The organism is uncultured Tenacibaculum sp. (assembly GCF_947504135.1).
GTDB lineage: Bacteria > Bacteroidota > Bacteroidia > Flavobacteriales > Flavobacteriaceae > Polaribacter.
On record NZ_CANNGG010000001.1, the window covers coordinates 39,098 to 59,426 of the forward strand.

General features: G+C 32.5%; 17 protein-coding genes. 10 read left to right on the plus strand and 7 right to left on the minus strand.

Translation table 11 applies throughout. The annotated features are described in order from the left end of the window. Nucleotides 1-315: 315 nt before the first annotated feature. From infB to rimP, 3 genes are all read right to left on the minus strand, one after another. Entirely contained in the window at nucleotides 316-3,156 is a 2,841-nt protein-coding gene (gene infB, locus Q0663_RS00205) for a translation initiation factor IF-2 (RefSeq protein WP_299004525.1), read from the minus strand. A gap of 128 nt (nucleotides 3,157-3,284) precedes the next feature. Further along, nucleotides 3,285-4,541, minus strand: a complete 1,257-nt coding sequence (gene nusA / locus Q0663_RS00210) for a transcription termination factor NusA (RefSeq protein WP_299004529.1) — start codon at nucleotides 4,539-4,541, stop codon at nucleotides 3,285-3,287. Nucleotides 4,542-4,553: 12 nt separating this feature from the next. Then, on the minus strand, nucleotides 4,554-5,015 hold the full coding sequence (rimP, locus tag Q0663_RS00215; RefSeq protein WP_299004532.1) for a ribosome assembly cofactor RimP: 462 nt from the start codon (nucleotides 5,013-5,015) through the stop codon (nucleotides 4,554-4,556). Between the two features lie 158 nt (nucleotides 5,016-5,173). Between rimP and Q0663_RS00220 the strand changes: the two genes are divergently transcribed. Next, entirely contained in the window at nucleotides 5,174-6,001 is an 828-nt protein-coding gene (locus tag Q0663_RS00220) for a universal stress protein (RefSeq protein WP_299004535.1), read from the plus strand. Between the two features lie 144 nt (nucleotides 6,002-6,145). On the opposite strand, the gene Q0663_RS00225 is transcribed toward Q0663_RS00220, so the two are convergent. Together Q0663_RS00225 and Q0663_RS00230 are read right to left on the minus strand one after the other, a co-directional pair. After that, nucleotides 6,146-6,322 carry a hypothetical protein gene (locus tag Q0663_RS00225; protein WP_299004537.1) on the minus strand — a complete coding sequence of 59 codons (177 nt, stop codon included), beginning with the start codon at nucleotides 6,320-6,322 and terminating at the stop codon, nucleotides 6,146-6,148. A 247-nt stretch (nucleotides 6,323-6,569) separates the two neighbouring features. After that, nucleotides 6,570-7,496 carry a hypothetical protein gene (locus tag Q0663_RS00230; RefSeq protein ID WP_299004542.1) on the minus strand — a complete coding sequence of 309 codons (927 nt, stop codon included), beginning with the start codon at nucleotides 7,494-7,496 and terminating at the stop codon, nucleotides 6,570-6,572. A 101-nt stretch (nucleotides 7,497-7,597) separates the two neighbouring features. Between Q0663_RS00230 and Q0663_RS00235 the strand changes: the two genes are divergently transcribed. The 3 genes from Q0663_RS00235 to mscL are packed head-to-tail and all read left to right on the plus strand — an operon-like array spanning nucleotide 7,598 to nucleotide 9,758. Then, complete coding sequence (locus Q0663_RS00235) at nucleotides 7,598-8,212, plus strand: thymidine kinase (RefSeq protein WP_299004545.1); 615 nt, start codon at nucleotides 7,598-7,600, stop codon at nucleotides 8,210-8,212. Then, a complete protein-coding gene (gene alr / locus Q0663_RS00240) occupies nucleotides 8,202-9,305 on the plus strand; it encodes an alanine racemase (RefSeq protein ID WP_299004547.1) in 1,104 nt (367 codons plus the stop codon). The genes Q0663_RS00235 and alr overlap by 11 nt, the downstream gene beginning before the upstream one ends. 51 nt (nucleotides 9,306-9,356) lie before the next feature. Next, a complete protein-coding gene (gene mscL, locus Q0663_RS00245; protein WP_299006295.1) occupies nucleotides 9,357-9,758 on the plus strand; it encodes a large-conductance mechanosensitive channel protein MscL in 402 nt (133 codons plus the stop codon). A gap of 69 nt (nucleotides 9,759-9,827) precedes the next feature. Here mscL and Q0663_RS00250 read toward each other — a convergent pair whose 3' ends face one another. Then, nucleotides 9,828-10,418 carry a carboxymuconolactone decarboxylase family protein gene (locus tag Q0663_RS00250; RefSeq protein WP_299004550.1) on the minus strand — a complete coding sequence of 197 codons (591 nt, stop codon included), beginning with the start codon at nucleotides 10,416-10,418 and terminating at the stop codon, nucleotides 9,828-9,830. Between the two features lie 120 nt (nucleotides 10,419-10,538). Here Q0663_RS00250 and Q0663_RS00255 point away from each other — a divergent pair, with 120 nt between their 5' ends. The 3 genes from Q0663_RS00255 (at nucleotide 10,539) to Q0663_RS00265 (ending at nucleotide 13,082) form a co-directional block, all read left to right on the plus strand. Further along, nucleotides 10,539-10,964, plus strand: coding sequence for an OsmC family protein (locus tag Q0663_RS00255; RefSeq protein ID WP_120186037.1), 426 nt, complete (start codon nucleotides 10,539-10,541; stop codon nucleotides 10,962-10,964). Nucleotides 10,965-10,985: 21 nt separating this feature from the next. After that, nucleotides 10,986-12,671 (plus strand): single-stranded-DNA-specific exonuclease RecJ, encoded by a 1,686-nt coding sequence (gene recJ, locus Q0663_RS00260; protein ID WP_299004567.1) that lies wholly within the window; start codon nucleotides 10,986-10,988, stop codon nucleotides 12,669-12,671. A gap of 66 nt (nucleotides 12,672-12,737) precedes the next feature. Continuing rightward, on the plus strand, nucleotides 12,738-13,082 hold the full coding sequence (locus Q0663_RS00265) for a hypothetical protein (RefSeq protein WP_299004571.1): 345 nt from the start codon (nucleotides 12,738-12,740) through the stop codon (nucleotides 13,080-13,082). A 31-nt stretch (nucleotides 13,083-13,113) separates the two neighbouring features. On the opposite strand, the gene Q0663_RS00270 is transcribed toward Q0663_RS00265, so the two are convergent. Continuing rightward, on the minus strand, nucleotides 13,114-14,163 hold the full coding sequence (locus Q0663_RS00270; protein ID WP_299004573.1) for an endonuclease/exonuclease/phosphatase family protein: 1,050 nt from the start codon (nucleotides 14,161-14,163) through the stop codon (nucleotides 13,114-13,116). 186 nt (nucleotides 14,164-14,349) lie between these two features. Between Q0663_RS00270 and Q0663_RS00275 the strand changes: the two genes are divergently transcribed. From Q0663_RS00275 to Q0663_RS00285, 3 genes are all read left to right on the plus strand, one after another. After that, a complete protein-coding gene (locus Q0663_RS00275; protein WP_299004576.1) occupies nucleotides 14,350-17,109 on the plus strand; it encodes a TonB-dependent receptor in 2,760 nt (919 codons plus the stop codon). Between the two features lie 12 nt (nucleotides 17,110-17,121). Continuing rightward, nucleotides 17,122-19,083: a DUF5689 domain-containing protein gene (locus tag Q0663_RS00280; RefSeq protein ID WP_299004579.1), complete on the plus strand. Its 1,962-nt coding sequence runs from the start codon at nucleotides 17,122-17,124 to the stop codon at nucleotides 19,081-19,083. 117 nt (nucleotides 19,084-19,200) lie between these two features. Then, complete coding sequence (locus tag Q0663_RS00285; RefSeq protein ID WP_299004581.1) at nucleotides 19,201-20,088, plus strand: metallophosphoesterase; 888 nt, start codon at nucleotides 19,201-19,203, stop codon at nucleotides 20,086-20,088. The last annotated feature ends 241 nt before the right edge of the window (nucleotides 20,089-20,329 follow it).

Consider the following 20,329-nt stretch of genomic DNA (forward strand, 5'->3'; position numbering starts at 1 on the left):
GTCTTTTTGTTTTTAAAAAACGACAAACAAAACTTTTAAGGAAGATATTGTTAATTTTTTGTTGTTTTAATAACGAAATGAAAAGTTTCTTAACGATACGCAATATATAATTTTCACCATACAATCAAAAATATTTTTAAAGACTGTATTACAAGTACTTAAACCCTTTAAATATTACTTGCGAACAATAATAGACAATAATATCTTTTTTAAAATTCATAGCGATTAATAGAGTTATAAAAGTCATTTTAACCATAAAGTATAAAAAAAGGTGCCTAATTAGGCACCTTATATGTTCTATATTAAAGTAAGTAATTACTTAAGTTTTTTCTTAACTGCTACTTCAGTATAAGCTTCTATAACATCACCTTCTTTAATGTCGTTATAACCTTTGATTTGAAGACCACAATCGTATCCTTTGGTTACCTCTTTAACATCGTCTTTAAAACGTTTTAACGAAGCTAATACACCGTCATGAACAACGATTCCTTCTCTAATAATACGAACTTTAGAATCTCTTGTAATTTTACCTGACATTACCATACATCCTGCAATGTTACCAACCTTAGAAATTTTATAAACTTCTCTAATTTCAACATTACCAAGAACTTCTTCTTTCATTTCAGGAGATAACATTCCTTCCATTGCATCCTTCAAGTCATTAATTGCATCATAGATAATTGAATACGTTCTGATGTCTACTTCTTCTCTGTCAGCTACGGCACGTGCATTTCCTTGCGGACGTACATTGAACCCAACAATAATTGCATCTGAAGCTGTTGCTAATAACACATCAGATTCTGTAATTGCACCAACTCCTTTATGAATTATATTTACTTGAATTTCTTCTGTAGATAATTTTTGGAATGAATCTGTTAAAGCTTCTACCGAACCATCTACATCTCCTTTTAAGATAATGTTTAACTCTTTGAAGTCTCCTAGTGCAATACGACGACCAATTTCTGCAAGTGTTAATGTTTTTTGTGTTCTAACAGATTGTTCACGTTGTAATTGAGAACGTTTTGCTGCTATTTGCTTAGCTTCACGCTCATCCTCAAATACATTGAACTTATCACCTGCTTGTGGTGCACCGTCTAAACCTAAAATTGATACTGGTGTAGAAGGTCCTGCTTCTTTTACTTTTCTTCCTTTATCATCAAACATAGCTCTCACTTTTCCACTATGTTTTCCTGCTAAGATATAATCTCCAATTTTTAATGTACCTGCTTGTACTAATATTGTAGATACATATCCTCTACCTTTATCTAATAAAGCTTCTACAACAGCTCCGTTTGCATTCTTATTAGGGTTTGCTTTTAACTCTAATACTTCAGCTTCTAATAATACTTTTTCTAATAATTCATCAACCCCCTGTCCTGTTTTAGCAGAAATTTCTTGTGATTGAATATTACCTCCCCAATCTTCTACTAATAAGTTCATAGAAGAAAGTTGTGTTTTAATATTATCTGGATTTGCGTTAGGCTTATCTACCTTGTTTATTGCAAAAATAATTGGAACTCCTGCTGCTTGTGCATGAGAAATTGCCTCTTTTGTTTGTGGCATCACATCATCATCGGCAGCTACTACGATAATTACTAAATCGGTTACCTGAGCACCACGAGCACGCATTGCTGTAAAGGCTTCGTGACCAGGTGTATCTAGGAAGGCTATTTTCTGATCCCCTACCTTTACTGCATAAGCACCAATGTGCTGTGTAATACCTCCTGATTCACCTTCAATAACATTCGCATTACGGATGTAATCTAGTAACGATGTTTTACCGTGATCTACGTGACCCATTACTGTGATAATTGGAGCACGTGTAACTAAATCTTCTGGTTTATCTTCAGTTTCTTCAATAGATTCTTCTACTTCAGCCCCAATAAACTCAACTGTATAATTGAATTCTTCAGCTACAATTGATAACGTTTCAGCATCTAAACGTTGATTCATTGTTACCATCATTCCTAACATCATACAACTAGAAATAATTTGAGTAACAGGAACGTCCATCATCGTTGCTACTTCGCTTACAGTAACAAATTCCGTTACTTTTAGCACTTTACTTTCTGCTTGTGCAGCCTGTAATTCTGCTTCTGATTGTTGACGGTGAGCGTCTCTCTTATCACGACGATACTTGGCACCTTTCCCTTTTTTAGATTTACCTTGAAGTTTTTCTAAGGTTTCTCTAACTTGTTTTTGGATTTGTGCTTCTGTTAGTTCTTCTTTTGGAGCGGTATTTTGTCTTCCTCTTCCTCGTTGTCCTCCGCGGTTTTGACCTCCTCTGTTTTGACCTCCTCTGTTTTGTCCTTGATTTGATCTAGTGGTATTGTTACCACTTCCTGCAGGTTTGCTTATTCTTTTACGCTTCTTCTTATCTCCATCATTTGCTGCAGCACCTTTATTATCAGGTTTCTTCTTCTTAGGTCTTTCAAACTGCTTTAAATCAATTTTTTGACCTGTAAAGTTAGGACCATCTAATTTCTTATACTGAGTTTTAATCTTTTCAGCATTCTCAGGAGTAACTTCTACCTCTTTTGTAGGTTGCTTTACTTCCTTAGCCTTTTTCTCGATAGGCTTATTTTCTTGCTTAGGCTCTTCAGCTTTCACCTTCTTCTTTGGAGTTTCTACTATTTTTTCTTCTTTTGAATGCTCTACTTTTTGAGGCTCTGGCTTTTTCTCTTCTACTTTAACTGTAGTTTCTACTGGCTTTTCTTCCTTAGGCTCTTCTTTCTTAGAAGCTTCTACCTTTTTTTCTACTACAGGCTCTTCCGCTTTATCTTCTACAGCTTTACCTGTTTCAACATCAATCTTACCTACCGTTTTAAGCTCTAACTTTTCTGCTTTGGCTTTTAAAACTTCTTGCTTTTTAGCTTCTTCCTCTAATCTCTTCTTTTCTTGTTCTTCTTCTAATTGCTGACGAATTGCCTCTTTTTCTTTTCTCTTTTCTTCGCTAACTTCTTTAGAGGCCACCTTTTTAGATTTATCAGTTTGAAAACCATCAAATAAAATTTGATATTCTTTATCTGATATTTTGGTAGTAGGGCGAGCTTCTATCTCATAGCCATTTTTAGCTAGGTGTTCTACAGCTCTATCTAAAGAAATGTTTAGTTCTCTTAAAACCTTATTTAGTCTTAACTTTTTGCCTTCAGCCATATATTGTTTTATACTTTTTATTGAAAAAACACACTTTACACGTAATACGCATAGTTATGCTTTTTTTCTACTTTTTGCTAGATTTTATATGGATTTCCCACAAAGGATACTAGCTTCCTCACTATATATTAGTCTTCGAATTCTTCTCTTAAAATTCGTTGAACATCTAAAATTGTTTCTTCTTCTAAATCGGTTCTTTGTACTAGCATTGATACGTCTTTTTCTAAAACGCTCTTTGCTGTATCTAAACCAATCTTCTTGAATTCTTCAATTACCCAAGCTTCGATTTCATCTGAGAATTCTGTTAATTCAACATCTTCTTCTTCAATTCCTTCTCTCTGAACATCTATTTCGTAACCTGTCAATTCACTTGCTAAACGAATATTAACACCTGCTCTACCAATTGCTTTTGATACTTCTTCTGGCTTTAATAAAACGTTTACACGTCCTTTTTTACCATTTTTCTCTTCCTCATACATTTCGATATCTACAGAAGTTACTTTTGCAGGGCTTAATGCTCTTGCTACGAATAACTGCTCGTTCTTCGTGTAATTGATTACATCAATATTTTCATTACCTAGTTCACGAACGATACCGTGAATACGAGAACCTTTTACACCAACACAAGCTCCAACAGGATCAATTCTATCATCGTAAGAATCAACTGCTATTTTTGCTTTGTCTCCAGGAATTCTTGCAACACCTTCAATAGTAATTAAACCGTCGAAAACTTCAGGAATTTCTTGTTCGAATAATTTTACTAAGAACGCTGGCGAAGTTCTTGATAAAATAATAGCTGGCTTGTTACCTCTTAATTCTACTGATTTTATCACTCCTCTAACTGCATCTCCTTTTCTAAAGAAGTCAGAACGAATTTGTTCACTCTTTGGTAAAACAATCTCGTTTCCTTCGTCATCCAACAAAATTACAGCATTATGACGAATATGATGCACTTCTGCACTATAAATTTCTCCTTCTAAATCTTTAAATTGCTTAAAAACGTTTGTACTATCGTGTTCGTGAATTTTAGAAATTAGGTTTTGGCGCAATGCTAAAATAGCACGTCTACCTAAATCAATCAACTTAACTTCTTCAGATACGTCCTCACCAATTTCAAAATCTGGTTCTATTTTTCTTGCTTCAGAAAGTTCTATTTCTTCATTATCATCTTCAGACATCCCATCAGCTACAACTACACGGTTTCTCCAAATCTCTAAATCTCCTTTATCAGGGTTGATAATGATATCAAAGTTTTCATCTGACCCAAATCTACGCTTTAAGGCTGCACGAAATACTTCTTCTAAGATAGACATTAGGGTTACCCTGTCTATGCTCTTATTATCTTTAAACTCCGAAAATGATTCAATTAATGCAATATTTTCCATTTCATTCTCTAATTAAAATATGATCTTCACTTTTGCTTCTTTTATATCTTCATACGCTAGTGTTTTTGTTTTTTCTACCGTATGTTTTCCCTTACCTATCGGTTTAGGCTCTCTTGCTTTCCAAAACAAGGTAATAGTATCTTCTGTTACCTCTGTTAAGGTTCCTTCGAATCCTTCAGTTGCTGTTTTAACTTTCAGAATTCTATTAATATTCTTTTTATACTGACGCTTAACTGTTAATGGCTGAGCAATATCCGGTGTTGTAACTTCTAACGAAAAATCTTCTTCTTCTCTATCTAAGTTATGCTCTATATTTCTACTAATACGAATACATTCGCTTAGAGGCACACCAGAGTCACCGTCTACTATTACTTTTATTTTATTGTCTGACAAAAACTGTAAGTCTATTAAATATAACGACTCATTTTCTTGTAAGGCTTCTTGTAATAATTCTTTAACTCGTTCTTGATTCATACTAGGTATAAAAAGAGGGGACTAACGTCCCCTTCATCTATCTGATTAATAAATTTGCTGCAAATATAGTAAGTTATTCATTAACACACAAATATCTTTTATTTGTTAATTGTTTTTTCGTATATTTAAGAGACTATCTCTCTTTAAATCTTCTTATTATGAAAAAAATACTAGTACCAATCGATTTTTCAAAACCTTCGGAATACGCTTCGAAGCTTGCCTCGACAATAGCTAAAAAGGCTAATAGCGAAGTTCATCTACTTCATATGATTGAACTTCCTACTGGAATTATTGACATGGGCTCAGGAACTAACTTTAGTATCCCTGAAAGCATGCTGTATATTAGAAAAGTTCGTGATAGAATGCTTGATTACAAAAAACAGTTTTTTCCAAAAAACGATAACATCAAGCACGCTATCAGGTTTCAAACTCCTTTTGATGGAATTCAAGATTATTCTAAAAAAACTGGAACAGATCTTATTATTATGGGAGCCAAAGGCCACACAAACTTAGAAGAGATTCTTATTGGTTCTAACACTGAAAAAGTTGTAAGAAATTCTGAAGTCCCTGTTATTTTTACTAAAAAAAATGGGGATCATTTCGTTCCTGAGAATCTTGTTTTTGCTTCAAGCTTTAAACCTAATAAAACCAAAGCTTTTGAACGGTTTTTAGACTTTGCTCAAAATTTTGATAGTAAAATCAACTTATTAAAAGTAAACACGCCTCAAAAATTTGAAAACACTCAAGAAACCAACAAACAAATTAAAAAATTTATCGAAAAATATGGTTTAAAAAACTACACTATTAATGTTTACAACGATTTTTCTATTGAAAAAGGAATTCTAAATTTTTCTAATAAAATAAATGCTGATATTATTGCTCTAGCTACTCACGGCAGAAGTGGTTTATCACATATTTTTAACGGAAGCATTACAAAGTATTTATCCAAAAAATCAATAAAACCAATGCTTACTTTCAAAGTTTAAAAAAACAACAAATATAAAACCGCTAAGATTTACTCTTAGCGGTTTTATTATTCAAAAATTTATAATATTACTCTTAACTTTTAGAATAAGTTTAGAGGAGTATAAATTTTTACTCCTCCAAACTATTCCTTTTTATAATTCAGATTACTTTCTTTTCTTAGGACGCATTGCTATAATTTTCTTATTAACAACACCTCTACTTGTAATCATTCTTACAATTAAAGCTTGATTTTGAACATCTGATAAATCTATTTTTATTTGTTCTGAAGTTCCTTTGATGTAAGAATTATTTTCAACTCTCTTAATCAAAATACCATTCATACTATAAATCTCAATAGCTACATCTGTATCAAACTTATAATTATACTCAAGTGTTAGAGCTACCCTTCTTCATGTGGTTTAAATCTTGCGGAGCTTTGAACTTATTTTTAATCGCTAAATTTTATTTTCAAGAAAAACCCTTAATTAAGTCAGGTTCTACTATATTTTTTAACATAAAAAAACCATCACCTTTTAATTATAAAAATGATGGCTTTTTGCTTATTTATAAACAAATGTTTATGCTTTCTTATGCAAATCTTCTTTCTATAATTTCTAACAATCTATTTTCGTATTCTTCTTTAGCTGACCAATCATAGTCTGGCTTAATCATTTTATTGATAAATTTTTTTGCTTCCTTTTCTGTTTTAAAGGTGTTCAATTGGGAAATAACTCGATTAAAATCGTTTTGATCACCATCAAATAAGTGTTTTACAAAAGCTATTCTGTCATTCAAGTCAATTTGAATTGTAGTCTGAAAATGATCATTCAATGATTTCTTAGGCTCTGCTTTAGTAAATAAATCTGCCATTACATCTACCGAAATAGTATCTTGTAACTCATCTTCTAATGTTGGTGTTTTTCTCTCTCCTACATCTTTTACATCATTCTTTACATCTTCAGCATCGCCATGTAACAGTTTTTCTAACTCATCAAAAGGTTGTTCTATAATTTCATTAGTAATTATTTCCTCATTAATCCCTTCAATTACCTTTTCAGCTATTTCTTCTGCTTCTTGATCAAAACCTTTTTTTAAATCTTCTTCTAAATGATGAACTGTTCTTCCCTCTAAAGGCTCCTCTTTATGTGCTTCTTCTATTTCTTCTGTAAACTCCTTTTCTTGAATTGGCTCTTCATTTTCTACCTCAGCTTCTAAATCACTTACAACCTCTTTATCAAGCTCCTCGTTTATTTTTTCTTCCTTAGAAGAAATTTCTTCAACAACAACTTTTGTTTCCTTTTTCTCTTCAGCTAACAATACGTCTTTTAATAACTCCTCTTTAGTTTTTGTAGGATTAGGAGTATTATTTATATATTCTTCTACGTACGCTAAAACCGAAAGTTTTTCGTAAACCTCATATGCCTTTTGTTTTAACTCAAACACATCTTCTCTATTTTTCATCTGTAAGATACTGTGTGCTAAACTGGTTAAATCCGATGCTAGTTTTTTGTGCATAAGTTGTTGTTTGAATTTAATTTTTGCTGTTAAATTTTAATAAATTTGTTCCTCATTCGAAAGTAATACAAAAATCAATAATTAGAGCTTAAAATTACAAAATGTTTCTTGAAAATACAGTAAATCATACAGAACAATTTGGTTGGATTGAGGTAATTTGTGGCTCAATGTTTTCGGGAAAAACCGAAGAATTAATTCGTAGACTTAAACGTGCGCAATTTGCTAAACAACGTGTTGAGATTTTTAAACCTGCAGTTGATACAAGATACGATGACGAAGAAGTAGTATCGCACAATGAAAATAGGATTCGTTCTACACCTGTTCCTGCATCTTCTAATATTAGATTATTAGCCAATGATGTTGATGTAATAGGAATAGACGAAGCCCAATTTTTTGATGATGAAATTGTAGCTGTTTGTAACGATTTAGCTAATAGAGGAATTCGTGTTATCGTAGCTGGTTTAGACATGGATTTTAAAGGAAAACCGTTTGGTCCTATGCCTGCTTTAATGGCTACTGCAGAATATGTTACTAAGGTTCATGCTGTATGTACACGCACGGGAAATTTAGCCCATTATAGTTATAGAAAAGCGCAAAGTGATGACTTAGTATTTTTGGGGGAAACTCAAGAGTACGAACCTTTAAGTAGAGCCGCCTATTATAAGGCTATGAAAAAACACGAAACACCTAATAAAAAAGACAATAATGGACAATAATCACGTAACCGTATTAGAAATTGACGCTAAAGCTGTGCTACACAACTTAGCCTATTTTAAACAAAAGCTACAACCCAAAACAAAAATTTTAGTAGTTGTTAAAGCTTTTGGTTACGGAAGTGAGTCTACAGAAATTGCAAAAATTGTAGAAGACCAAGTTGATTATTTTGCTGTTGCTTATTCAAATGAAGGAATTGCTTTACGTGAAGCAGGAATCTCAACTCCTATTTTAGTTCTAAACCCTCAAATTCAAAACTTAAAAGATATTGTTAAGTATCGTTTAGAACCTAATCTATATAATTTTAAAATCTTTGATGCTTTTTTAAAGCTTGCTGATGAAGAACCTCTGATGAACTACCCTATTCATTTAAAATTTAACACAGGGTTAAATAGAGTAGGCTTTTGGCATACTGACGTTCCAACTATTGTAGCTGAGCTAAAAAAATCAAACAATGTAAAAGTTGAATCAATGTTTTCTCATTTGGCTGCTAGTGAAGATCCCCGTGAGCAAGAATTTACTATCGGTCAAATTAACAACTTTGCTTACATAGTAAAACAAGTTTATGAGCACTTAGGATACCAACCTATGATACACATTTTAAATACATCTGGTATTATAAATTATCCACAGGCTCAATTTGATATGGTACGCTTAGGCATAGGCTTATATGGTTTCGGAAATGATGAACAGGAAACAGCTCAACTTAAAAACACACATACGCTTAAATCTATAATTTCTCAAATTAATATAGTTCAACCAGGTGAAACAGTTGGATACAATAGAGCTTTTGTTGCTAATCAACCTACAAGAAGCGCTACCATTCCTATAGGACATGCAGATGGTATATCAAGAAAGTTAGGAAATAAAAATGGATTTGTGTTCATTAACAATAAACCAGCTCCTATTATTGGAAATGTTTGTATGGATATGATAATGGTTGATGTTACTAAAATTGATTGTAATGAAGGTGACGAGGTCATTATTTTCAACCATCAACAACACGTAGAATATATGGCTCATAAGTGTGAAACTATTTCGTATGAAATACTTACTGCCTTATCTCAACGTATAAAAAGATTGGTTAAAAGCTAATTTTTTTATATTTTTCAGTTCAATTAACTATTAAAAATCAAAAATATGGGAATGCTCAAAGAGTTTAAAGACTTTGCAATGAAAGGAAATTTAGTGGACATTGCAGTAGGTTTTGTAATGGGTGCTGCTTTTAAACAAGTGGTAACTTCTTTCACTGGAGGAATTGTTTCTCCTTTAATTGGACTTATTTTCAAAGCCGACTTTAAAGACGTAAAATACATACTTAAAGAAGGAGTTGCTGATGAAGCAGGTAAAGTAACAGGAGAAGTTGCCTTGATGTATGGTGAGTTTTTAACCAATGTTATCGATTTTATTATTGTAGCTTTTGTTATGTTTATGGTGGTAAAAGCAGTAAATGCTATGAAGAAAAAAGAAGAACCTGCTCCAGAAGCTCCAAAGGGACCTAGTCAAGAAGAACTATTAGCAGAAATTAGAGATTTACTAAAAAAGTAATCCGATTAAATATTAAATAGAAAAGCTCGCAATTGCGAGCTTTTCTATTTTCTGATAGTTCTATATAATTTACACATGCTTTCCTTTCTCCCAACCATGTTTTCCTAAATACTGTTCACCACTTTCAACCGCACCATCTTCAATACTTGTTCCCATAGAATCATTCCAACGATTTAAATATCCGAAGAGAGAAATTACTCCTAACATTTCAACTATTTCCCCTTCATCCCAATATTTATACAATTCTTCTTTAACTTTCTCATCCACCATATTTGGAACCATAGAAGCTGCCAATGAAAAATCTAACGCAGCACGTTCAGCATCAGAAAAGGCAGAGTGTGTTTTGTACTCCCAAATATTATCTAATTGTTCTTGTTCTGCACCATAACGCTCAGCAGCACGAATTGCATGTGCTTGACAATAACGACAACCTGTAGCATTGCTACTTACCCAAGCAATCATCCGTTTTAAAGCAGAAGTTACGCGACCGTGGTTAGCCATTACCGCTTTGTTTAAATTGATAAATGCTTTGGAAATTTCTGGTCGTCGTTGCATGGTTAACACTGAATTCGGACAAAAACCTAAGGTTTCATTATAAAAATCAGATAATTGTTTCGTTTCCGCATCATGATTCGGATCTAAAGGAGTTACTAAAGGCATAGATTTATTTTTTAAGTTTTTAATACTAACTTTTTACTGTAAGTTTGTGTTACTATTTAAATGTACTAAGTCGAAATACACACAGGCTTACTTACGCAATAAACAAAAAACCATCAAGATATGGCAACAAACACAGTTACAACCGTTTGGAAAGAAAACATGCAATTTGAAAGTGACAACCCTAGTGGACATTCAATAGTTATTGATACTTCTGAAGAGCATGGAGGAAATAATACTGGTTTACGACCTAAAGCTATGATGCTTTCATCGTTAGCAGGTTGTTCTGGTTTAGATATCGTACCTATGCTAGAAAAAATGCGTGTAAAAATTGATGATTTTAAAATTGTTGTTACTGGTGAATTAACTGAAGAGCACCCAAAATATTATCATAAAGTTTTAGTGGATTATCATTTTTACGGAAGTGATTTAGACGAAAAAAAAATTAACAAAGCAGTAGATTTATCGATAGAAAAATACTGTGGTGTTATGGAAATGTTTAGAAAATTTGCTGATGTAACTACTGCTATTCACTTACATAATAACTAATCTATTTTCGATAAAACTGCTATGCGCTGGACATTAAAACCGCAACCAGACACTATTAAAGTAAAACAATTAGCCAAAGAACTATCTATCGACACAACCTTGGCTAAAATTTTAGTACAACGTGGTATTGAAACCTTTGAAGAAGCTAAACATTTCTTTCGCCCTTCGTTGAGTGATTTACATGATCCTTTTTTAATGAAGGATATGGAGCTTGCAGTACAACGCATAGAAACTGCTATTACTAATAACGAAAATATTTTAGTTTTTGGCGATTACGATGTTGACGGAACTACCGCTGTTTCTTTACTATCTTCTTACCTAAAAACAATTCATCCTAATATTGCAACCTATATTCCTGATCGATATGAAGAAGGATATGGTATTTCTTTTCAAGGAATTGATTTTGCTGAAGACAATGGTTTTTCACTTATCGTAGCTTTAGACTGCGGAATTAAAGCTATTGATAAAGTTGCCTATGCTACTGAAAAAAATATTGATTTTATTATTTGTGACCACCACAAATCTGGAAATGAAATTCCTAAAGCAGTTGCTGTTTTAAATCCTAAGCAAATAGATTGTAACTATCCATATGATGAACTGTGTGGCTGTGGTGTTGGTTTTAAATTAATTCAAGCATTAGCTTCAAAAAGAAATCAAACAATTGACGATTTAATTCCATATTTAGATTTAGTAGCTACTGCAATTGCAGCTGATATTGTTCCGATGACTGGCGAAAATAGAGTTCTAGCTTATCATGGATTACAAGTCATTAATTCACAACCCAGAAATGGTATTAAGGCTATTATTCATCAGTTACAAAAAAAAGAACTCACTATTACCGATGTTGTTTTCATAATCGCTCCGCGGATAAATGCTGCTGGGAGAATGAAACACGGAAACTACGCTGTTGAATTGTTAACCGAAATGGATTTTGATTCAGCAGTTGAATTTGCTTCTGCAATTGAAAAGTTCAATTCCGATAGAAAAGAGCTAGATAGAGCAATTACACAAGAAGCTTTATTACAAATTGAAAAAAATAACGAACAAGAAAATTACACCACAGTTGTTTTTGACGAAAATTGGCACAAAGGAGTCATTGGTATTGTAGCCTCACGCTTAACAGAAACCTACTACAGACCTACCTTGGTTTTTACTAAAAGTGGTGAAAAATTAGCTGCCTCAGCTCGCTCTGTAAAAGGATTTGATGTATATAATGCTCTAGAACAATGCTCAGAGTTTATTGAACAATTTGGCGGACATAAATATGCAGCGGGTTTAACCTTGTTACCCGAACAATATGAAAATTTTAAAAATAAGTTTGAAGAAGTAGTGAAAGCCACTATTGATAAAGACTTGTTAACTCCAGAAATTACTATTGATGCTGAGCTTGACCTATCAGAAATCACACCTAAGTTTTTCCGTATAGTCCAACAAATGGCTCCGTTTGGCCCGCTAAACATGAAACCAATTTTTACTACTTCAGCAGTAAGAGATAATGGATATGGTAAACAAGTAGGAGCTGACAGTAGCCATTTAAAGTTGAATATCATTTATGGCTCTGACCAAAAAACATATAATGCTATTGGATTTGGTTTAGGCAATAAAATATCAGCTGTACATAACGATTTTGACATTGTATATACTTTAGATGAAAACACATGGAACGGACACACAACTATACAATTGATTTTAAAAGACTTAAAATAGTCGCTACTTTTATTTAGAATAATTCCAAATAATCTTATATATTTGTTACGGTAATAAAATATAGTTATGGACGGAATTACTAAAATATACGACAACAACATAGGTATTTCATTTCACTGGAAAGATAACAACTCTAAGCTAGTTCAATTAATATTTAGAGATACAGGGTTTCATTTAACTGAAGAAGAAATTGAATTATTTTTAGAAAAAGTTACTGATTCAAAACTTCAAAAAAACTGCGCTACTTGTAGCAAAGGTAAAGACTGTAGGTCCATTCTACTTCAAACTCCCTCTGATAAAGTTAGTATGGCAGTATCATCAATTGAATTATGGCAAATAGACGACCTTTTAAAAGGTACTTTGTTTCAACTGAGAATGAACAATTATTTAAATGATATATGTAAAAATTAAAAAGGCTTGCAATTGCAAGCCTTTTTAATTTTTAATCTTCTTTAATTAAGTACATATATACTGGATAATGATCACTATACCCTCCTGTATATCTCCCATAAGAAAAACTTCTGAAAGGATACCCTTTATAACGCCCACTCTTTTGGGTTAAAAAACGTTTATTAAAGATTCCTGACTTAAACATTTTGTATGTTGAAAAATCTTTTTTCCCTTTGTCTAATAACGGAAAGGTGAACATAATTTGATCAAATAAATTGATGTTATCTCTGTACCCTAATGTATTAAATCCACGACGGAACATATCTTCATAAGGATTATAAATATCTCCTTCTTTTACATTTTTCTTTTTACTCTTTGTTTGTAAAACAGTTTTAAAACTAGAGTTGATAGGATCATCGTTAAAATCACCCATAATTAACACTTTCGGGTTCGGGTCGTTCAGCTTAATTTTTTCAATAATTTGCTTCACCTTATAAGCCGCCTTTTCACGCAAAGGTCTACTTTTAGCTTCTCCTCCTCTACGAGATGGCCAGTGATTTACAATAACATGTATCAATTCGTCATCTAAATAACCTGATACTAATAAAATATCACGTGTATGAACTTTATAGTTTTGATCATAAATATTAGGGTCAAAAGCCTCAAAGTGTATTGGTTTAAAATATCTTGGTTGGTATAAAAGAGCTACATCAATTCCTCTTTTATCAGGAGAGTCAAAATGTATAATACTATAACGTTTCTTTTTTAATCTTTCAGAAGCAACTAAATCTTCTAAAACTTTTTTGTTTTCAACTTCAGCAACCCCAAGAATTGCAGGGCTTGTATTCGCTTTTTCTTCTCCTAATTGTGAAATTACCTCACCAAGCTTATCTATTTTATCCCAATAAACCTCTTCCTTATCTCCTTTCATTTCCATGATAGGGCTTGCTTCATCATTCTTTTCAGGATCATTTTCAGTATCAAAAAGGTTTTCTAAATTATAAAACCCTACAGTTCTAATTTTATATTTCTTTCCCTCTTGTTGTGCGTAAGTAGAAAAACCAACAAAAATTAAAACTAAAAGTGTAGCTATATTTCTCATTTAATAAATTTTACCCTGCAAAAATAAAACAATTTTTCATGTCTATTTTTTATAATTAAATAATTAATTTCTTAATAATACTGTCTTAACCTAAACATAATGAGAAATTTCTTAATTTTGTCACCCTTTGGTTTTTAATAGAATCAGAGGAGTTAACAAATTTAAATATTTTATAAACAATCATTTATGAGAAATTTTACGATGACAATGTTGTTGTTGTTTTTAGGCTTTACAAGCTTAAATGCGCAGAATGTTGTAAAGGGGATCGTAATAAACAGCGATTCTGAAAATCCCATGCAAGATGTTTCTGTAAGTGTAAAAACTGCTAATGTTTCTAGTGTTACTGATGTTAGCGGAGCTTTTACATTAACTGGTTTACAAGACGGAAGACAAATTGTAACGGTATCATTAAACGGGTATGAAACCCAAAACTTTCCAGTTGAACTATCTGGAAAAACAGTAGATTTAGGTACAATCTTTATGTATGAAGATTTGTCTGAAGATCAAGATTTAAGCACCATCACTATCACAGATGATGAATTAAATGATGACACAAGTGCTGCTGATAATATTTCTGGTTTACTACAAGCTTCCAGAGATGTATATTTACGTACTGCTGCTTTTGAATGGAGTGGTTCTTTTTACAGGGTTCGTGGTTTAGATTCTGAAAACGGTAAAGTTTTGATTAACGGAATTGAAATGAACAAACTATACAACGGAAGACCTCAATGGAGTAACTGGGGAGGTTTAAACGATGTATTGCGTAACCAAGAATTTAGTAATGGACTAACTCCTTCAAACTATGCTTTTGGTGGTGTTTTAGGTTCTACAAATATTAACACAAGAGCTTCTGAATATAGTGAAGGTGGACGTATTTCTTATGCTTCTTCTAATAGAAGTTACAACCACCGTCTAATGGCAACATACTCTTCTGGTTTATTAGCTAATGGATGGGCTATAACAGTTTCTGGTAGCAGAAGAGCTGGTAATGAAGGGTACGTAGATGGTACTTTTTATGATGCTAACTCAATCTTTTTATCACTTGAAAAGCAAATTAACGATGCTCACAGCTTAAACTTAACTGTGATTGCTGCTGAAAACGAGAGAGGAAAATCATCACCTAACACTCAAGAAGTTTTTGATATTAGAGGAATTCGTTATAACTCTTACTGGGGGTATCAAAATGGAAAAATGAGAAACTCAAGGGTAAAAAGATTATACGAACCTATTATAATGTTAAATCACTATTGGAATCTTTCTGACAACACAACCTTAAATACAAATATTGGTTATCAATTTGGTGAAATAGGGAATAGTCGTTTGGATTATAACGGTGCTAATAACCCAGACCCTACATACTATAGAAAACTACCAAGTTGGTATTTATCAGACCCTAACGGACCTGATTATGAAAATGCTTATAAAGCCTTAACTGGCTTTCAAAATGACGGACAAATTGACTGGAACGAATTATATTTTGGGAATCAAGGAAGTCCTGAAAATGCACGTGCTATTTTATATGAAGACAGAAATGACGATAAGCAATTAACTGCTAACATGATTTTATCTTCTGAATTAAATGAAAACATTACGTTAACAGCTAGTGCTGAATACAGAACATTAAGATCTGAAAACTTTGCTACACCTATAGATATGTTAGGAGCAACTGGTTATTTAGATGTAAATACATTTGGTGATACTTTTGACCAACAACAAAGCAACTTATTGACACCAAACAGAACTATCGGATTAGGTAATCGATTCAAGTATAACTATAATTTCGATTCAGAAATATATGGTGGATTTGCTCAATTACAGTTTAAATATAGTAATATTGATTTTTACCTAGCTGGTCAAGCTAATAACACTACACATCAAAGAGAAGGATTATTCCAAAACGGATACTTCCCTACGAACTCTTACGGAAAGTCGAAAAAATTAGACTTCTTTAACTACGGTGCTAAAGGAGGTTTAACCTATAAAATTTCTGGTCGTCACTTAATTGATGTAAACGGAGGTTATATTACAAAAGCACCATCTTTACGTAACTCTTTTGCCAATTCAAGAGCTAACAATGTTACAGTTGCTGATGTTGCTGAATTGAATAGTGAGAAAATATTATCAGGAGACATTAGCTATATTTTTAGAAGCCCATTAATAACTTCAAAAGTTACAGGGTACTTTACTGATGTTAAAGACGCTACTGAAATTTCATTCTTCTTTGCTGATGGTATTGGAGGAGATACTTCGGCATTTATTCAAGAAATCTTAACTGGTATAGATAAAAGACATTTTGGTGTTGAGTTTGGGATTGAAGCGCAAGTTACTCCTACAATTAAATTAAAGGGTGCAGCTAATATTGGTCAGTACACCTATAATAATAACCCAAATCTTGTAATTACTACCGAAAACGCTAATACAGTAGGTTTCATTGATGGTAAAAGAGATATGGGGCTTGCTTCTCTTAAAGATTATAAAATTGCTGCCGGACCTCATAAGGCTTATTCTTTTGGTTTTGAATATAGAGACCCAGATTATTGGTTTGTTAGTGTTACTGCAAACTATATGGATGAAGCTTATGTAGATGTTTCTCCTATTAGAAGAACTGCTAATTTTATAAGTGATGCAGACGGAGCTGCTTTTGCAGATTACGACCCAGTGTTAGCTAGACAATTATTAACTCAAGAGCAATTTGGTGATTATATGGTTGTAAACGCTATCGGAGGGAAATCATGGAAAGTAGGCGATGGTAAATACATTGGCTTGTTTGCTAGTGTTAGTAACTTATTCAACGAAGAATATAAAACAGGTGGTTTCGAGCAAGGAAGAAATGCAAATTATCACCAATTACGAGACGATAATGCTAACGGAACACCAACCTTTGGAAATAAATACTGGTACGGTAGAGGTACTACTTATTTCTTAAACTTAAATTATAGATTCTAAAAAACACTCAAAATGAAAAAAATAAATTTATACAAGATTTTTGCAATACTTTTTATTGCAATTTCTGCTTCATGTGTTGACAATAACGATTTTGAATTACCAACTATTGGACCAGACAAACAGTACGAAAACTTAAAGTCTTTAGACGAAATTATAGCACAATACAATGGTGATCCTGTAGAGTTTGTAGAGGATGTTACTGTGTATGGTTATGTAGTTTCTGATGACAGAGAAGGGAACTTTTTTAAATCAATCATTATTCAAGATAAACCAGAAAACCCAACAGTTGGATTAGAAGTAAGAATAGATGATACTAATTTAGGAGCTCGTTATAATGTAGGTAGAAAAATATACATTAAATTAAAAGGACTTGCTTTAAGTAAATACTTCGCATCTTTTCAAATAGGTGTTTTAAATGGAAATAGTACGGATAGAATTGACGCAAACGATTATATAAACTTTATTGACAGATCTTCTGAAATTGCTGAAATAGTACCAACCAATTTAAGTATTGGTGAGTTAACTGATAACCATATTAATACTTTAGTTAAAATAGAAGGGCTACAGTCTGAAGAAAAAGGGTTAACCTATGCTGACCCAGATCCTGATAATACTTTTTCAGTAAACAGGTACTTTACAAGTTGTGAAACTTTTGAATCTATTATCATGAGAACAAGCGGTTTTGCTACTTTTAAATCTTACCCTATCCCTGATAAAAAAGGAAGTGTTACTGCTATTTTAAATAAATTTAGAAGTGATTACCAGTTATTCATAAGAGATACTAATGACGTTAACTTTACTGAAGAATACGGTTGTAACAATAACCCTACTGAAGCTTCTTTAGCAGAAGTTAAGGATTTATATACTGGTAGTGAAACTACAGTAACTCAAAACTTAAAATTAAAGCTTGTAATTACTTCAGACCTTTCTACAGATAACATTTCAAATCAAAATGCTTTTGCTCAAGATGCAACAGCTGGTATTGCTTTACGTTTTAGTGATGCTTACGATTTAAAGTTAGGAGACGAAATAGAAATTGCAGTTGGCGGAGCTAAATTAAGTGAGTATAATGGCTTATTACAGTTAAACGTTTCTCCATCTAATATCCTTAGCACAACAACTGGAACATTACCTACTCCTGAAATAATTACCATAGCACAGGCTTTAACAGGAGACTACCAAGGAAAGTTAGTACAAATTGAAGGTGTACAGTTCAAAGACAATACTAAAACATATAGTGGTAATAATGAGTTAATTGCTGAATGTGATGGTACTCCATTAACAACATATGTTAGACCTCAAGCTACATTTGCTAACAACCCAATAAGCGATAAAAAAGGAACTATTACAGGAGTAATGTCTGACTTTAATGGAGTTCAAATCTATTTAAGAAATGAAACTGATGTTAACTTTACAGAAGACTATACTACTTGTGGTGGAGGCACACCTACACCTTCTGGTTCTTTGGCTTTTGCTGGAGGTGATTTTGAAGATTTCACTGCCTTTACTAATGGTTTAAACACTTATGGTCTTAAAAGCTACGCTACAGAAAGCACTGGTAATGGAATTGATGGGAGTACAGCTTTAAGTATTAACATGAGTTCAACAGGAGGTAATGACTATGTATTTACTTCTTTAGCTCAAAACGGATTGCCTAGCACCTATAACTCAATTACTTTTTATGTAAAAGGTACTTCTACAGGAAAAAGTATTTCTATTAACTTATATAAAACAGATGGATCTTATTATAGATTCAACTTAGGAGATATTACTAGTGACACAACTATTTCTGCTGAAGGTAGTAATAATTATAATGGTACTATCAACACTAATGGAGAATGGGTTAAAATCACTTTAGATTTAAGTGGTATTACAGACTTAAACACATCTAACCTTAATGAGAGTTTCTTTGCTCTAAAAGTTGGAAAAAGTGCTCCTTTCAACTTATATTTAGACAACTTTACTATTCAGTAGGAACACAGAATTTTAAGTTGTAAAATAATAATTCTAAAAACTCAGGAGGTTAACCTTCTGGGTTTTTGTTTTAAAAGTTCTTTTTTTTATGCATCTTTAGCTAGTAAAATAACACCTATGTTTTCTTCTAACAATAGATTAAACCGAGCTTTTAAAAAAGCAAAAAAACTACCTTTAAACGAAGCATCTAAGTATGTTTTATTTTCCGATTGCCATAGAGGCGATAATAGCTTTGCTGATGATTTTGCTCGTAATCGAAAAATATATCATTTTGCCTTATCCCAATACCTGCAAAAAGATTTTACCTATATAGAATTAGGGGATGGTGATGAGTTATGGGAAAATAAATTTGTGAATATTTTTAATGCAAATAAAGATGTGTACTTATTACTTCAAAAATTTCATCTAAAAAATAAGTTGCATTTTATTTGGGGAAACCATGATATGAATTACCGAAAACCCAAAAATGTTAGAAAAAACCTAAGCTATTATTACGATACTATTGATGGAAAAGAAAAAGAGTTACTTCCTAATGCTTCCTTTTCTGAAGCCATTCGATTAACTCAAGATGATGGAAAATCAATTTTCTTACTTCATGGCCATCAAGCAGATTGGTTTAATTATACCTTTTGGAAACTCAGTCGCTTTTTAGTAAAAGTTTTATGGCGACCATTACAAATACACGGAATTAAAGATCCTACAAGTCCCGCTCAAAACTTTAAAGAACTTATAAAAGTAGAACGCCGTTTAGAAAACTGGATAAAAGCCAATAACAACCAAATGATTGTTACAGGGCATACACACCGACCTAGATTTCCTTCTTGTGAAGAATTACCTCATTTTAATGATGGTAGCTGTGTCCATCCAAGATGCATTACTGGTTTAGAAATTGAAAACAACGAAATTACACTCATTAAATGGCATTTAGTAACCAACAATAACGGGACCATGCAAATTACACGAACTGTTTTAGAGGGGCCTGAAAAAATAGCAGAATACTTATAAACACTTTCCTATATCAAATTAACCTAAAATTTACCTTGGTAACAGTTTATTAAATTGTACTTAATATTAGAATCAGAAAAAGCCAGTAATTTTGACCTACCTCGCTCTAGAGGCGTACAGTCATTATAAATTATTAGTTTTTGTCGACTATTTATCTGACTTACATAATACTGCCTTGTATAAAGGCAGTTTTTTTAATATTCAGTTAACACTCACTTAACATTAGAGCTAGTTATTTGCA

Excerpts from the sequence above, each read along its gene's own strand:
- infB (WP_299004525.1), bottom strand. The coding sequence starts at position 3,156 with ATGGCTGAAGGCAAAAAGTTAAGACTAAATAAGGTTTTAAGAGAACTA.
- nusA (WP_299004529.1), bottom strand. The coding sequence starts at position 4,541 with ATGGAAAATATTGCATTAATTGAATCATTTTCGGAGTTTAAAGATAAT.
- rimP (WP_299004532.1), bottom strand. The coding sequence starts at position 5,015 with ATGAATCAAGAACGAGTTAAAGAATTATTACAAGAAGCCTTACAAGAA.
- Q0663_RS00220 (WP_299004535.1), top strand. The coding sequence starts at position 5,174 with ATGAAAAAAATACTAGTACCAATCGATTTTTCAAAACCTTCGGAATAC.
- Q0663_RS00225 (WP_299004537.1), bottom strand. The coding sequence starts at position 6,322 with ATGAATGGTATTTTGATTAAGAGAGTTGAAAATAATTCTTACATCAAA.
- Q0663_RS00230 (WP_299004542.1), bottom strand. The coding sequence starts at position 7,496 with ATGCACAAAAAACTAGCATCGGATTTAACCAGTTTAGCACACAGTATC.
- Q0663_RS00235 (WP_299004545.1), top strand. The coding sequence starts at position 7,598 with ATGTTTCTTGAAAATACAGTAAATCATACAGAACAATTTGGTTGGATT.
- alr (WP_299004547.1), top strand. The coding sequence starts at position 8,202 with ATGGACAATAATCACGTAACCGTATTAGAAATTGACGCTAAAGCTGTG.
- mscL (WP_299006295.1), top strand. The coding sequence starts at position 9,357 with ATGCTCAAAGAGTTTAAAGACTTTGCAATGAAAGGAAATTTAGTGGAC.
- Q0663_RS00250 (WP_299004550.1), bottom strand. The coding sequence starts at position 10,418 with ATGCCTTTAGTAACTCCTTTAGATCCGAATCATGATGCGGAAACGAAA.
- Q0663_RS00255 (WP_120186037.1), top strand. The coding sequence starts at position 10,539 with ATGGCAACAAACACAGTTACAACCGTTTGGAAAGAAAACATGCAATTT.
- recJ (WP_299004567.1), top strand. The coding sequence starts at position 10,986 with ATGCGCTGGACATTAAAACCGCAACCAGACACTATTAAAGTAAAACAA.
- Q0663_RS00265 (WP_299004571.1), top strand. The coding sequence starts at position 12,738 with ATGGACGGAATTACTAAAATATACGACAACAACATAGGTATTTCATTT.
- Q0663_RS00270 (WP_299004573.1), bottom strand. The coding sequence starts at position 14,163 with ATGAGAAATATAGCTACACTTTTAGTTTTAATTTTTGTTGGTTTTTCT.
- Q0663_RS00275 (WP_299004576.1), top strand. The coding sequence starts at position 14,350 with ATGAGAAATTTTACGATGACAATGTTGTTGTTGTTTTTAGGCTTTACA.
- Q0663_RS00280 (WP_299004579.1), top strand. The coding sequence starts at position 17,122 with ATGAAAAAAATAAATTTATACAAGATTTTTGCAATACTTTTTATTGCA.
- Q0663_RS00285 (WP_299004581.1), top strand. The coding sequence starts at position 19,201 with ATGTTTTCTTCTAACAATAGATTAAACCGAGCTTTTAAAAAAGCAAAA.